Here is a 13,786-nt window from a genome sequence, read left to right on the forward strand (position 1 = left end):
TCATGCTCCTTCGATGCCAGCGCATCAGAACTTGAGTTATGCGCCTGGTGTCGCCGTCGCGGTCGAGGCGAGCTTGTCCCAGGCGGGCGCCATTGCCTGGCGGATGTCGGTATAGGCTGCGAAAAGCGTTTCGAACCGCGCCGCCTCGGCGGCATCGGGAACCTCGGGTTCGCCAAGCAGCGGCGAGACCCAGTCGGCAATGCAATCATCCATCGTCGGATAAACGCCGACCGCGACCGCAGCCATCATCGCGGCACCGGCAGCCCCGGTCTCCTCGCGCTGCGACTGGCGGATCGGGGCGTTGACGGCTGCTGACAGCGAGCGGCGCAGGCTTGGCGAACGCGTGGCGCCGCCAGTGATGCGCAGCTCTTCCGGCATCGCCCCCATTGCCGCATAGCAATCGCGGGTCGCGAGGCCCAGACCTTCGACGACGCCTCTCACCAGATCGGGGAAACGGTGGCGCGTGGACAGTCCGGCAAAGCCGGCACGCGCATTGGCGTTGACGAACGGGCCGCGCTCGCCGGCTTCGGAAATATAGGGGTGATAGAGCACGGAGCCCGGCTTGCTATCGGCAAACCAGCCATCGATGCGCGCGATCAGTTCCGCATGCGAAACCGTCTTGCCGGCGTCTGCCATCAGCGAGGCGGCGATATCGAGGATCCAGTCGATATTGATCGTCGATCCCATATTCGTCTGGACCTGGGTGACGATGCCGGGGATCGGCAGGGCGATCACATAGCCGGTGCCCTCGCTGTTAAGGTGGACATCGCCGACGGCCTTGGCGCGAAGGTGGACGCCGGTCGAGCCGATCGTCGAGCAGGCGGCGTTGCGCCCGCCGCTGCGGACGCCTGCGCCGAGCGCGGTCATCACCATATCGACATAGCCGAGGCAGACGGGCGTTCCCGCCAGCAGCCCGCAGGCCTTGGCAGCATCCGATGTCAGCGGATGGCTGACTTCGGTCCCGTCGATGATGTCAGGCAACAGATTGCGCCGGTGTTCGAGGCCAAGCGCATCGATGACGGCGTCGTCATATTGCCGGGTGCGGAAATTGCCGAAGGTGAAACTCGCCTCCGACGGATCGGTCGCGCGAATGCCTGTGAGGTTGAGATAGAGCCAATCCTTGCAGTGCAGCGCCGTTTCGGCGCGATCAAGGAGATCGGTCGCGAAACGGTCCATATGCGCGAGCTGGGTGCCCTGCTGGCAGGTGTTGAGGCCGGTGCCGGTCGCCTCGAAGCGGGCGCGGTTGTTCGGCTTGGATGCAAGCGAGACCACCGTCGATGCGGCGCGCGCATCGAGCCACAGCCAGGCATCGCCGACCGGTGCATTCTCGCGGCCGACGAGCCACGTGCCGTCACCTTGTCCGGTGACGGAAACGGTGGCGGTGCGCGCCGCAAGACCGGGCACTTTTTCACCGAGGCCGCATAACGCGCTGGCGCAATCTGCCCATGTCTGCGCAAGCGGCTGCGTCGCCGAGCCGTCGTCGCCGGTAGTGTATCTGTTGCGTACGGATGCGGCGGCGATCTGGCGTCCGGAAAGATCGAAGGCGACCGCCTTGATCACGGATGTGCCGGCGTCGATGCCGATGACGATATTCTGTGTCGATGTCATCGCAGGGTTATCCCGCCAATGCCGGGAACGCTGCGGCGGGCAATACGCGCGTCCAATTCATCATGCAGTCCTCCCGATCGGCCGAATTCCATCGCTCTGCTTCGGCCGCATGATCGATTCCATGGTGACGGGCCGCAAGCGTGTGCCTGCCGCCGGAAATGAATCGAATATCTGCCGAAACCTCCCATAGGCCTCACCGATAAACATAACACAAAGATATCACAAGGCCAGCAAGATTTTTCTAGTCATGAAAATTTTTTCAGCTAAAATAATAGGCGTCAGCTTGATGAGTGGCGGCCGCCTCTATTTGCGCAAGACTGCAGTCGCCGCTTTTGCCGCGAATATCTCATATCTTTAATTAATATTAAATATCAATGCGTTGTCTGAGTTTTCCAAATTCTTTGACAGGTATTTATTTGTGCATTTGCTGCCTTCCTATGTTGCGCCGCAACGCGATAAACAAGCTGTGAAGCGCCGCATTGATACGCAGGTTCTCATAAAAGTGCCGTTGACAGCATTATGAAATTATAACATTGTTTCCGGCATAAGTAACACAGTTCTATCACGGAAGCCTGCTTCCGGATGGGTGATTGCAGGATCAGGCGGTCGGAGGAGACTGGCGCCGGGTCCTGAGGAGGAGGCTTCCAATGTGGATTTTCGTCCAGAGTTGCGCTTTCGCGGGCTGCCTGCCGGGTTCTGATCCGGCGCGATGCCATGCCGTGGCGCGTCTGCGATCGTAATCGCAGCCAGCCCCTTCGCTTTATCGTCTCCCAGTCAAAGGCCGTCCCGACATGAGCACACAGTCCGATTACGCAGCACCGAAGCCGAGCAGCGGCAATCTGAAGCTCATCGTGGGCGTGGCGTTCGTTGTTGCCGTCGTCGGCGCCATCGCGCTTGACACGACGGTGGTCAAGATCGGTTCCGAAAACGACGTCAGGCAGCAGGTCTTCTCGCCTGAAACCTTTGGCGCCGAGCAGTTCCCGAAGATATTGGCGAATGTGCAGGAGCGCGCCGTACCGGCTGCCGATCTTGCCGCCGCCATCGCCGCCGACAAGAAGGCCGCCGCCGAGAAATACGGCACCGCGACGAGCACCGGACCGGTCATTCCCGTCACGCTGACAGGCACGTTCGGCGCCCGCAAATCGAACACCAACGAACTCAAAGTCGATGGATTGCCTCCCGAGACGGTGGTCCGTGTCCAGACCGGTCCTGCGGTCAACGGCACGGACCTCCGCGATGCCACCGGCACCATCGAATTCGGCCAGTTCACCAACCAGATCCAGTATCAGGACGCCGGATCGGCCATCAACAACGAGATGAAAAAGTCGGTCTTTACCGGCCTCGATCCGGAAACGCTGGATGGGAAATCCGCGACCGTGGTCGGCGTGTTCAAGCTGATCAATCCGAAAAACTGGCTGGTCACGCCCGTCAAGGTCGAAGTCAAATGAGCCAGCCGCTGCGCAGTAACGGAGTGCAGGGCGAGGTCGTTCTCGCCGCCCGCAACATCGCCAAGTCCTATGGCAATGTTCATGCCCTCAAGGGCGTGAATTTCGACATCCATCGCGGTCAGGTGACCACGCTGTTCGGAGAGAACGGCGCTGGCAAATCGACCTTGATGAAGATCCTTTCCGGTGTCGTGCAGCCAAGCTCGGGTGAGATCATCCTCGATGGCTCGCCGATCAGCTTCACCTCGTCGACCCATGCACGTGAACACGGCATCTCGATCATTCACCAGGAACTCAGCCTAGCGCCCAATCTCAGCGTCCGCGACAACATCTTCATGGGCCGCGAGATCATCACCGGCGGCATGGTCGATTTCGCCGAGGAAGAGCGCCAGACACGCGAGCTTCTGGAGGAGCTCGAGGAAGACATCGATCCGCTGACGCGCGTCGAGGACCTGCGCCTCGGCCAGCAGCAGATCGTCGAGATCGCCCGCGCGCTCTCGGTCAATTCGCGCATCCTGATCATGGACGAACCGACCTCGGCGCTGAGCGCCACCGAAGTCGAAGTTCTGTTCAAGGTCATCCACGACCTGACGAGCCGCGGCGTTTCGATCGTCTATATCTCGCATCATCTCGAAGAGGCGCTGCAGATCACCAATCACGCCGTCGTCCTGCGCGACGGCACAATGACTGCCTATGCCGAGCGCAAGGACATCGATCTCGAGTGGATCGTCCGCAACATGGTCGGCGACAATTTCGATCTCGGCAGCCCGCCGGACGGCCATCAGTTCGGCCAAGTGGCGCTGTCGATCGACAATCTCAGCGTGCCCGGTCCGTCGGGCGCTGCCTATAACGCCGTCGACCGGTTGTCGCTGAAGGTTCGTGCCGGCGAAGTCGTCTGCATCTACGGCCTGATGGGCGCCGGGCGTACCGAGCTTCTGGAATGCGTCGCCGGGCGTTTGCGCTCGAGCGGCGGCCAAGTCCTGCTTGAGGGCCGCGATGTCGGCGGCCTCAGCATTGCAGGGCGTATCGAAAGCGGCCTCGTTCTCGTTCCTGAAGATCGCCAGCGCGATGGCCTGGTGCAGACGATGACTGTCGGCACCAATCTATCGCTTGCCAGCATCGGCGCCTTCACCAAGGGTCTCTTCACCTCGGGCCGGCGCGAACGGGAGCTGGTCAACGATGCGATCCGCCGTGTCCACGTCAAGACAGATGGCGGCGAGGCGTCGATCGGCTCGCTCTCCGGCGGCAACCAGCAGAAGGTCGTTATCGGCAAGATGCTGGCCACGCAGCCGAAGGTCATCCTGCTCGACGAACCGAGCCGCGGCATCGATATCGGCGCCAAGGCTGAGGTTTTCAAGCTGCTTGCCGAGCGCGCCAAGCAGGGGCTCGCGGTCGTCTATTCGACCTCCGAAGTCAACGAATGCCTGAGCATCGCGCATCGCATCATCGTCATGCATCGCGGCCGGATCTCGGCCGAGTTCAGCTCTGACGTCACCAAGGAAAAGATCATGGCCGCCTCCGGCGAAGCCATGGTCGCGCACTAGCCCGGAATTATGGAGCACTGATTATGTCAGTCACAAATATCACCCAGAAGAAGACAGTTCCGAACGGGCAGAAGCGCAACACCAATATCGTGCGTCTGATCCTTGAGGGCAGGGCGTTCTTCGCGCTGATCGTCATCATCGCAGTCTTCTCGTTCCTGTCGCCCTATTATTTCAGCCTCAACAACTTCCTGATCATGGCCTCGCATGTCGCCATCTTCGGCATTCTGGCGATCGGCATGCTGCTGGTCATCCTGAACGGCGGCATCGATCTCTCGGTCGGCTCGACGCTGGGGCTCGCGGGCTGCATCGCCGGCTTCCTGATGCAGGGCGTGACGCTCAGCTATTTCGGCGTCATCCTCTATCCGCCAGTCTGGGCGGTCGTGGTGCTGACTTGCGCGCTCGGCGCCCTGGTCGGTGCGGTCAACGGCGTGCTGGTCGCGTATCTTAAGGTGCCGGCCTTCGTCGCCTCGCTCGGCGTTCTCTATGTGGCCCGCGGCATCGCGCTGCTGATGACCAACGGTCTCACCTACAATAATCTCGGCGGCCGTCCGGAGCTTGGCAATACCGGCTTCGACTGGCTCGGCTTCAACCGCCTCGGCGGCGTTCCGATCGGCGTCATCGTCCTTGCCGTGCTCGCCGTCGTCTGCGGCATCGTTCTCAGCCGCACGGCCTTCGGCCGCTGGCTCTATGCGTCGGGCGGCAACGAGCGTGCGGCCGACCTCTCCGGCGTTCCGGTCAAGCGCGTCAAGATCATCGTCTATGTGCTCTCAGGTGTCTGCGCGGCCATCGCCGGCCTGGTGCTTTCCTCGCAGCTGACCTCGGCAGGCCCGACAGCGGGTACCACCTACGAACTGACCGCGATCGCAGCCGTCGTCATCGGCGGCGCAGCCCTCACGGGTGGCCGCGGCACGGTGCGCGGCACCATGCTCGGCGCCTTCGTCATCGGCTTTCTGTCCGATGGTCTCGTGATCATCGGCGTCTCCGCCTACTGGCAGACGGTCTTTACCGGTGCGGTCATCGTCCTCGCCGTCTTGATGAACAGCATCCAATACGGCCGCCGGGTTAAATCGTCCTGACGGCTGCGACTGAAACTTATCCACGACGGCAGGCTGGGGTTCCAAGAAGGCCGATTGGGGAAAGCAACGCCGGTTCCCGGCACAACTGAGCTCACTAATGGGAGAGAGACTATGTTTAAAAAAGGCATGCGCATTCTTCTCGCCGCCGCGGCTGTCGCACCGCTCCTCGCAACGTCCGCCTGGGCAGCTGGCGCGATGACGATCATCGTCAACGATCCGTCGAACCCCTACTGGCTGACGGAAGGCAATGTTGCCAAGGCAACCGCTGAAAAGCTCGGCTACACGGCTTCGGTCAGCGCCCACAAGGGTGACACCAACACCGAGAGCAACCTGATCGACACGGCGATCACCAACAAGTCGGTCGCGATCATTCTCGACCCGGCCAATGCTGACGGTTCGGTCGGTGCGGTGAAGAAGGCTGTCGCCGCCGGTATCCCGGTCATCCTCGTCAACGCTGAAATCAACCAGGAAGGCCTGGCGAAGGCGCAGCTCGTTTCCAACAACGCCCAGGGTGCCGCCCTCGGTGCGCAGCAGTGGGTCGAAGCTGTCGGCGACAAGGGCAACTATGCCGAACTCTTCGGCGCTCCTTCCGATAACAACGCTGCAACCCGCTCCAACGGCTACGAAACCGTGCTGTCGCAGTACCCGGACCTGAAGAAGGTTGCCAAGGAAGTTGCCGATTGGGACCGCACCAAGGGTCACAACAAGATGCAGTCCATGCTGCAGGCAAATCCTGACATCGTCGGCGTGATCTCCGGCAATGACGAAATGGCCCTCGGCGCGATCGCAGCGCTCAAGGAAGCCGGCAAGCTCGCCAACATCAAGGTCGGCGGCTTCGACGGTTCTCCGGACGCTGTTGCGGCGATCAAGGCCGGCGAACTGCAGTACACCGTTCTCCAGCCCGTTGCCGTCTTCTCTGAAGAAGCCGTCAAGCAGGCCGATAATGTCATCAAGAATGGCAGCACCGGCGCCAAGAGCGAAAAGCAGCTCTTCGATTGCCTGCTGATCACCAAGGACAATGTCGACAAGTACACCGGCCCGTTCGTCCTTTCGCAGTAACATCGAAGGAGCGCTCGTGAGAGCGCGCCTTAGAGCCGGGCGGCATCCACCCGCCCGGCTTCCGCAATGCCTGAAATGGTGCCCGCGGCAGCAACCGCCCGTTCCGTTTCACCTTTTTGCCTTGGCGTGGCAATCACTGTACGAAGCTGGGATCCAGAATTCAGCGACAAGGGTGACCCCGTGACACAGAAGACGAGCCAGGGCGAAGATCTGTTGGAAGAGCTGACAAGCGACAGCCGGCAGACGCGCCAGATCGCGCGCCGCCGCATGATCGCGGAGGCCGTGATGAATGAAGGCTCGATGCGGATCGAAGACCTGACGGATCGTTTCGGGATCAGCCTGATGACGGCCCATCGCGATGTCGATGAACTCGTCAGCCGCGGGCTTTTCCGCAAGACGCGCGGCATCGTGACCGCCGCGGCGACGAACCTGATCGAATCGAGCGACGTCTATCGCTCGAACCGGCAGGCAACGGAGAAGAAGCTGATTGCCGAGGCAGCGATGCAATTCGTCGAGCCCGGGCAGGCGATCTTCTTCGACGATTCGACGACGGTTCTGCAGATGGCGGCGCACCTGCCGTCGAAGGTGCCTGTCACCGCGATCACCAATTCGCTGACGCTGATGAACGCGCTGACTGGCATGCATGACGTGACGCTGCTGGCACTCGGCGGCCAGTATTACAACTGGTGCAACGCCTTCATGGGCCGGATGACGATCAGCGAGATCAAGGGGCTGCGGGCGGATATCGCCTTCATCTCCATGTCGGCGATCAGCGACGGCACGGTCCTGCACCAGTCGCCGGAGACCGTCGATACCAAGCGCGCCATGTTCGACTGTTCCGTCAAACGCATCCTGCTTGCCGATCACACCAAGTTCGAACGGCGGGCACTCCATAGTTTCGCAGCACTGGACGAGTTCGACGTCGTCATCGTCGACGACAAGACCGACGCCGTGCACATCGACCGCATGCGGTCCAAGGATATCAACGTGGTGGTCGCCAAGAGCGCCGGAGGGCGCTTGTAACCCGGCCACCGGTTGCTGATAGTGAGGAAGGCGAATGCCGAGTCTGCTCGGGATCGATAGTGGCCTGACGGTCACCAAGGCCGTCATTTTCGACATTGACGGCACGCCGCTCGCAGTCAGCAGGCGCCGCGTCACGCAGTTCATTCCCAAGGCGCGCCATATCGAGCGCGACATGGGCGAATTGTGGAGCGCGACGGCCGATGCTATCCGCGAGGCGATCGCGCTCAGCAAGCGCCCCGCAAGCGATATCCAGGGTATAGCCGCCACCGCGCATGGCGACGGTATCTATCTGCTCGACGGGGATCAGCAGCCGCTCGGCCGCGCCATCCTGTCGCTCGACAGCCGGGCAGGCCCAATCGTCAACGAATGGACGGACAGTGATGTCGCCGAGCGCGCCATCGAACTGACCGGCCAGATCCCGCACGTCTCCGCACCCTCGGCGCTGCTCGCCTGGATCCGCGAAATGGAGCCCGAGCGCTACAAGCGCATCGGCCATTTCATCAGCTGCAAGGACTGGCTGCGTTTCTGCCTGACAGGCATCATCGGCACCGATCGCACCGAGGCCAGCACCTCTTTCACCGACGTGAAGACACAGGATTACAGCCAGGATGCGCTGCGGCTCTTCGGTTTGCAGAAGCTCGTTCACGCCTTGCCGCCGGCTTCACGTTCCGACCAGATCGTCGGCCGGGTGACGCGCGAGGCCGCAAATCTGACCGGCCTCACCGAAGGCACGCCCGTCATGGCGGGTCTGCATGATGTCACCGCCTCGGCGCTCGGAGCCGGGGGATATGGCAAAGGCGTCGTCGCCATCATCGCCGGCACCTACTCGATCAACGAGACGCTATCGTCCGAACCGCGCGTCGACAGGCGCTGGTTCTGCCGCAACGGCATTGCGCCCGGCATCTGGAACAGCATGTCGATCTCGCCGGCATCGACGGCGAATTACGACTGGTTTCTCGACAAGCTCTGCGCCGCCGAGCGGGCTGAGGGCGAGACGAGCGGCCGCTCTGTTCATGCCCTGCTTGGCCCGGAGATCGATGCGGCATTCAAGCGGCCCTCGACCGCGCTGTTCCATCCCTATCTCTTCGGCTCGCCCTATGGCGCGGAGGCGAGCGCCGGGTTCTTTGGGCTCGGCGGCTGGCATGATCGCGGCGACATGCTGCGGGCCGTGCTTGAGGGTATTGCCTTCAATCACCGTATCCATGTCGATGCTCTGCGCGACGGGTTCTCATTCGACCGGGCGCGTCTGGCGGGCGGCATCTCGCGCAATCCCGCTGTCGTGCAGATGTTTGCCGATATCCTCGGCATGCCGGTCACCGTGACCGAAACCGACGAAGCAGCGGCCTGGGGCGCGGCGCTCTGCGCCGGGTCTGGTGCCGGGATCTATGCCGATCCGCAGAGCGATCCACGCGATACCGAAAGCATCGAGAAAACCTGCCAGCCGGACCCGGCACGCAGCGCCGACTATGAGACGCGCTACCAGCTGTTTCGCGAAATCGCCGATGCCATGACGCCGCTCTGGCCGAAGATCGCGGCGCTGGCGCCCGATCAGGCCGTGAACTGAAATGAATGATGCCTGCTGCGGCGGGCGATTTAGGACGATGACATCATGACAGCCGATCTGCAGCAGCGCTTCTCCGATCTCGGCGGGGGCGACATCGACGTCCTCATCATCGGCGCGGGCATTAACGGCGCCGGGTTGTTTCGCGATCTCTCGGTGCAGGGCGTCAATTGCTTGATCGTCGACAAGGCGGATTTCGGTTCCGGTACGAGCGCTGCGCCCTCGCGGCTCATCCATGGCGGGCTGAAATATCTCGAGACCGGCGAATTCGGCCTCGTGGCGCAATCGACGCTGGAGCGCAATCTCCTGCTCAAGAACGCCCCGCATTGCGTCGAGCCGCTGCCGACCTTTATCCCGGTCTTTTCCTGGACGCGCGGCATCTGGGCGGCGATCCGCACACTCTTCGGCTCCAAGACGGCACCGCGCAGCCGCGGTGCGGTGCTGATCAAGATCGGCCTGCGGCTCTACGACTTCTTCGGCTCGCGCGATCGGGTGATGCCGAAACACCGGCTGATCCTGAAGAAGCAGGCCCGCAAGGAAATGCCGCATGTGACCCCAGCGATCGTCGCCGGCGGCATCTATTATGACGCCAAGATCAGCCGGCCGGAGCGGCTGGTCTATGAACTCGTGCGCGATGGCCTCGATGCCAATCCGAAAAGTCTGGCTGCCAATTTCACCACGATGGAAACGGTCTCAGGCGGATCGCTGACATTCCGGCAGGCCGATGGCCGCGAGTTCGCGGTGAAGCCGAAGCTGGTCGTCAACGCCGCCGGTCCCTGGATCGATCATGTCAACGCCGCACTCGGCGCCCCCTCGAAGATGATCGGCGGCACCAAGGGATCGCATATCCTGCTCGATCATCCTGAACTGGTACGCAGCCTGAACGGCCACATGATCTATTTCGAAGCCGACGATGGCCGCATCTGCCTGGTCTACAGCTATCTCGGCCTGGCGCTGGTCGGCTCGACCGATATTCCAGCCGATAATCCAGATGACGTTCGCTGCGAGGAACCGGAAACCGACTATTTCCTCGAGAGCGTCCGTTCGCTGCTGCCGACGCTGCGCTTCGACCGCGATCAGATCGTTTACAGCTATAGCGGCATCCGTCCGCTCCCGGCATCGGATGCGACGGCACCCGGGCTCATCAGCCGGGACCATTCCGCGCCGGTAAAGGAACCCAAGGGCAACCGCCCGTTCCCGATCGTCTCACTGGTCGGCGGCAAGTGGACGACATTCCGCGGGTTCGCCGAGGAGGTTGCCGATACCGTTCTCTCGCGCCTACAGCGGAACCGCAATGAATCGACCCGCTACCTTGCAATCGGCGGCGGCAAGGGCTTTCCCGCCGATGGCGAGAAGCGCGGTCACTGGATCAAGGATCTGGCAGCGAAGGCAAGCATAACGATCGAGCGGGCCGACGAATTGCTGGGCCGGTACGGCACGACGGCCGCGGCGATCCTCGCATCCGCTTCGGTACATTCCGACGATACGAGACTGACCGGCGCGCCGCAGCACAGCTTCAAGGAAATCGACTGGATCACTCGCAACGAACTCGTCGTTCATCTCGCCGATATCGTGCTACGCCGCACGACGCTGGCGATCGAGGGGCGCCTGACGATCGAGGGGTTGCGGGAAATCGCCGGCATCGCCGCCGCAGCTTTGGGCTGGGACGCGGCGCGTGCCGAGCGCGAAATCGCCGACGTCACCGGTCAGCTCAGCCGTTTTCACGGCCAGGTGCTGACAAGCACTGCACCGGCTGCGGAACGCGGCAAGGCGCACCGTTTTACGGCGAAGTGATCAATGCGCCGGGCTGATTTCCCGGCGCATTGTCCTGTCCTACCGATCAGAGTGCAGCGACGGCGAGATTGCTGCGGGCCTCAAGGATGGCGCGGCAGGCATTGGCCGCTTCCTGGCCCTTGATGACGAAGTGGTTCATGAAGAACTCGATATGCGCTTCGCTTTCCTGGAAGTGGTGCGGCGTCAGCACCGCAGACAGCACCGGCACATTGGTATCGAGCTGTACGCGCATCAGGCCATCGAGAACCGTTCCGGCGACGAAGTCGTGCCGGTAGATGCCGCCGTCGACGACGAAGGCGCAGCCGAGGATTGCCGCATATTTGCCCGTCCGGGCCAGTGTCTGCGCATGGAGCGGGATTTCAAGCGCGCCCGGCACGTCGAAAATCTCGACCTCTGCCGCGTTGGCGCCCTGCGCCTTCCATGTCGAGATAAAGGAATTCACGCATTGATCGACGATACCGGCGTGCCAGCGGGCACGCACGATGGCGATCCGGTGACCCTGTGGTTTGGTTGCGATTGTCATGTCTCTGCCTTTCAAGGGTGCCATCTCTGGCTGTTGCTTCGAGCCGCCGCGGCGGCCCAATTCTCCCTTGGGCGAACAGCATCAGTCACCTCTCCCTGGAGAGGTTCTGCCTGCATGCTCTCTTCCATCCGGACTATACCGTCGGCTCCGGCATCTCACCGGATCTGCTGACCTTCCATTGCTGGAAGCGCTCGCGGGCTCCGGGCGTAAACCCGATACCGCCGGTGGGGAATTGCACCCCGCCCTGAGAACAGTGCGAGGTAAATCCAAAATCGGAAAGAATGCAAGTCCGGAAGCGGCGTCAGATGGCCTGTCTGATCAAACCGGCTTGAGATCGCCGATGATGGTCGGAATGAGTTCCGAGACCGTCGGATGGATTGGCACCGACCATTGCAGCACCGGATAGCGGGTTCCGGCATTCATCGCATCGATGATACCGTGGATCGCCTCGTCGCCCTCGATGCCCAGGAAGGCGGCGCCGAGGATTTCCTTGGTCTCCGCATCGGCGACGATCTTCATGAAGCCCTTGGTCTCGCCGCGTTCGTTAGCGCGGCCGACCCGGCTCATCGGCCGTTTGGAGACCATGACCTTGCGGCCCGAGGCGCGGGCCTGCTTCTCGGTGATGCCGGCGCGGCCGAGCGGCGGGTCGATATAGAGCGCGTAGGCCGGAATGCGGCTGGAGACCTTGCGGTCGCCGCCATCCAGCAGGTTGGCGGCGGCGATCTCGAAGTCGTTATAGGATGTATGCGTGAACGCGCCATGGCCGTTGCAGTCACCGAGCGCATAGATGCCGTCGACATTGGTCATCAGCCGGTCATCGACGGTGATGAAGCCGCGCTTGTCGGTCGCGACGCCAGCCGCTTCGAGGCTGAGATCGCCGGTATTCGGCGTGCGGCCGGTGGCGACGAGCACATGGCTTGCCTGGATATCCGGCTTGCCGGAAATCGAGACAGCGACACCGTCAGCCGCGTTCGCGAAAGCGATGTTCTCCGCGCCGGTGTGAACCGTGATGCCTTCGGAAACGATGATCTCCTCGATCGCATCCGAAACATCCTCGTCCTCGCGGGAGGCGAGCTTCGGGCCGCGTTCGATAACCGTCACCTCGGCGCCGAAGCGGCGGTACATCTGCGCGAATTCAAGGCCGATATAGCTGCCGCCGATCACCACGAGATGGCGGGGCAGGGTGTCGAGCTGGATGATCGAGGTGCTGGTGAGGTAATCGATATCGGCAAGGCCGGGAAAATCAGGAATGGCCGGGCGGGCGCCGACATTCAGGAAGATCAACGGTGCGGTCAGCGTCTCGCCGTTCACCTCAACGGTCTTCTGGCCGGCGAATTTCGCATGGCCGTAGATGACCTCCATGGTCTTCATGCCCGAGAACCAGCCGATCAGGCCGTTGCGGGCGTTCATGGTCACCGTCTCGGCGCGTTTGCGCACCGTCTTCATGTCGATCTCGATCGCGCCCGAAATCCTGACACCGTAGTCGCCGCCGGTCCGGGCCACATGGGCGGCGCGAGCGCTGGCGACCAGCGTTTTCGTCGGCATGCAGCCTGCATTGACGCAAGTGCCGCCGAGATACTTGCGCTCGATCAGCGCCACCTTCATGCCCTTCTCGGCCATGCGGGCGGCGAGAAAGGGGCCTGCCTGACCGGCCCCGATGAAGATGGCGTCATAGGTCTTCATGCGACAGCCGATACGATCAGGAGCGCGCCGACGATGGCGATCGCGTCCTCGATGAGGGCGGCGGGCGTATCCTTGCCGAAAGCGGCTGCGAGCTTGCCGCGGACGGCAGCCCCGCCGAGCGTCCCAACGATGGCGCCAACCACACCGGCGATCAGGCCAGCCACCAGCGAGCCGCCGGATGCGCCGATCGTGGCGCCTGTCAACGCACCCATGATGATGCGGGCGCCGAACTGCATCGGCACCTTGCGGCTGGGCGTTGTCGGCAGCTGGTCAGTGATCAGCTCAACGGCGGCCAGCACCGTGAAGATCCACGGCGTCCATTTGTAACCCATGAAGGCAAGCGGCGTCTGCGACACGTCGAACCAGCCGAGGGCTGCCCCCCAGGCGACTGCGGCCGGTGCGGTCATGGCCCGAAGGCCGGCAATGATCCCGATCAAAAATGCAAGAAATAGAAGCATGCGAGGGGTCCC

The 13,786-nt window shown here is 62.4% G+C and carries 11 protein-coding genes and 1 riboswitch; of the genes, 7 read left to right on the plus strand and 4 right to left on the minus strand.

Annotation, left to right across the window (positions count from 1 at the left end; genetic code table 11):
- Positions 1–36: 36 nt before the first annotated feature.
- Positions 37–1,608, minus strand: a complete 1,572-nt coding sequence (locus J2X43_RS04195; protein ID WP_112388466.1) for an FGGY-family carbohydrate kinase — start codon at positions 1,606–1,608, stop codon at positions 37–39.
- A 791-nt stretch (positions 1,609–2,399) separates the two neighbouring features.
- On the opposite strand from J2X43_RS04195, the gene J2X43_RS04200 reads away from it, so the two are divergent.
- The 7 genes from J2X43_RS04200 (at position 2,400) to J2X43_RS04230 (ending at position 11,110) form a co-directional block, all read left to right on the plus strand.
- Positions 2,400–3,056: a DUF2291 domain-containing protein gene (locus J2X43_RS04200; protein WP_112388464.1), complete on the plus strand. Its 657-nt coding sequence runs from the start codon at positions 2,400–2,402 to the stop codon at positions 3,054–3,056.
- Entirely contained in the window at positions 3,053–4,597 is a 1,545-nt protein-coding gene (locus J2X43_RS04205) for a sugar ABC transporter ATP-binding protein (RefSeq protein ID WP_112388463.1), read from the plus strand. Before J2X43_RS04200 ends, J2X43_RS04205 begins: the two co-directional genes overlap by 4 nt.
- 23 nt (positions 4,598–4,620) lie before the next feature.
- Positions 4,621–5,673 carry an ABC transporter permease gene (locus J2X43_RS04210; protein ID WP_112388462.1) on the plus strand — a complete coding sequence of 351 codons (1,053 nt, stop codon included), beginning with the start codon at positions 4,621–4,623 and terminating at the stop codon, positions 5,671–5,673.
- 111 nt (positions 5,674–5,784) lie between these two features.
- Positions 5,785–6,732, plus strand: a complete 948-nt coding sequence (locus J2X43_RS04215; RefSeq protein WP_112388461.1) for a D-ribose ABC transporter substrate-binding protein — start codon at positions 5,785–5,787, stop codon at positions 6,730–6,732.
- Between the two features lie 180 nt (positions 6,733–6,912).
- Complete coding sequence (locus J2X43_RS04220) at positions 6,913–7,755, plus strand: DeoR/GlpR family DNA-binding transcription regulator (RefSeq protein WP_112388460.1); 843 nt, start codon at positions 6,913–6,915, stop codon at positions 7,753–7,755.
- Positions 7,756–7,789: 34 nt separating this feature from the next.
- Positions 7,790–9,319: an FGGY-family carbohydrate kinase gene (locus J2X43_RS04225; RefSeq protein WP_112388459.1), complete on the plus strand. Its 1,530-nt coding sequence runs from the start codon at positions 7,790–7,792 to the stop codon at positions 9,317–9,319.
- 45 nt (positions 9,320–9,364) lie between these two features.
- Positions 9,365–11,110: a glycerol-3-phosphate dehydrogenase/oxidase gene (locus tag J2X43_RS04230; RefSeq protein ID WP_112388458.1), complete on the plus strand. Its 1,746-nt coding sequence runs from the start codon at positions 9,365–9,367 to the stop codon at positions 11,108–11,110.
- A 46-nt stretch (positions 11,111–11,156) separates the two neighbouring features.
- Here the strand turns inward: J2X43_RS04230 and J2X43_RS04235 are convergent, their stop codons facing one another.
- The 3 genes from J2X43_RS04235 to J2X43_RS04245 form a co-directional block, all read right to left on the minus strand.
- On the minus strand, positions 11,157–11,633 hold the full coding sequence (locus tag J2X43_RS04235) for a 6,7-dimethyl-8-ribityllumazine synthase (protein ID WP_112388457.1): 477 nt from the start codon (positions 11,631–11,633) through the stop codon (positions 11,157–11,159).
- A gap of 112 nt (positions 11,634–11,745) precedes the next feature.
- Positions 11,746–11,889: riboswitch (FMN riboswitch) on the minus strand.
- 62 nt (positions 11,890–11,951) lie between these two features.
- On the minus strand, positions 11,952–13,316 hold the full coding sequence (locus J2X43_RS04240) for an FAD-containing oxidoreductase (protein WP_112444104.1): 1,365 nt from the start codon (positions 13,314–13,316) through the stop codon (positions 11,952–11,954).
- Positions 13,313–13,774 (minus strand): DUF4126 family protein, encoded by a 462-nt coding sequence (locus J2X43_RS04245; RefSeq protein WP_112388455.1) that lies wholly within the window; start codon positions 13,772–13,774, stop codon positions 13,313–13,315. The genes J2X43_RS04240 and J2X43_RS04245 overlap by 4 nt, the downstream gene beginning before the upstream one ends.
- Positions 13,775–13,786: the final 12 nt, after the last annotated feature.

Origin of the sequence: Rhizobium sp. BE258 (genome assembly GCF_031457345.1) — a bacterium.
GTDB lineage: Bacteria > Pseudomonadota > Alphaproteobacteria > Rhizobiales > Rhizobiaceae > Rhizobium.

What these genes read in the sequence shown, in the direction of transcription:
- J2X43_RS04205 (WP_112388463.1), top strand. Translation starts at nt 3,053, where the DNA reads ATGAGCCAGCCGCTGCGCAGTAACGGAGTGCAGGGCGAGGTCGTTCTC.
- J2X43_RS04195 (WP_112388466.1), bottom strand. Translation starts at nt 1,608, where the DNA reads ATGACATCGACACAGAATATCGTCATCGGCATCGACGCCGGCACATCC.
- J2X43_RS04245 (WP_112388455.1), bottom strand. Translation starts at nt 13,774, where the DNA reads ATGCTTCTATTTCTTGCATTTTTGATCGGGATCATTGCCGGCCTTCGG.
- J2X43_RS04235 (WP_112388457.1), bottom strand. Translation starts at nt 11,633, where the DNA reads ATGACAATCGCAACCAAACCACAGGGTCACCGGATCGCCATCGTGCGT.
- J2X43_RS04230 (WP_112388458.1), top strand. Translation starts at nt 9,365, where the DNA reads ATGACAGCCGATCTGCAGCAGCGCTTCTCCGATCTCGGCGGGGGCGAC.
- J2X43_RS04200 (WP_112388464.1), top strand. Translation starts at nt 2,400, where the DNA reads ATGAGCACACAGTCCGATTACGCAGCACCGAAGCCGAGCAGCGGCAAT.
- J2X43_RS04210 (WP_112388462.1), top strand. Translation starts at nt 4,621, where the DNA reads ATGTCAGTCACAAATATCACCCAGAAGAAGACAGTTCCGAACGGGCAG.
- J2X43_RS04215 (WP_112388461.1), top strand. Translation starts at nt 5,785, where the DNA reads ATGTTTAAAAAAGGCATGCGCATTCTTCTCGCCGCCGCGGCTGTCGCA.
- J2X43_RS04240 (WP_112444104.1), bottom strand. Translation starts at nt 13,316, where the DNA reads ATGAAGACCTATGACGCCATCTTCATCGGGGCCGGTCAGGCAGGCCCC.
- J2X43_RS04225 (WP_112388459.1), top strand. Translation starts at nt 7,790, where the DNA reads ATGCCGAGTCTGCTCGGGATCGATAGTGGCCTGACGGTCACCAAGGCC.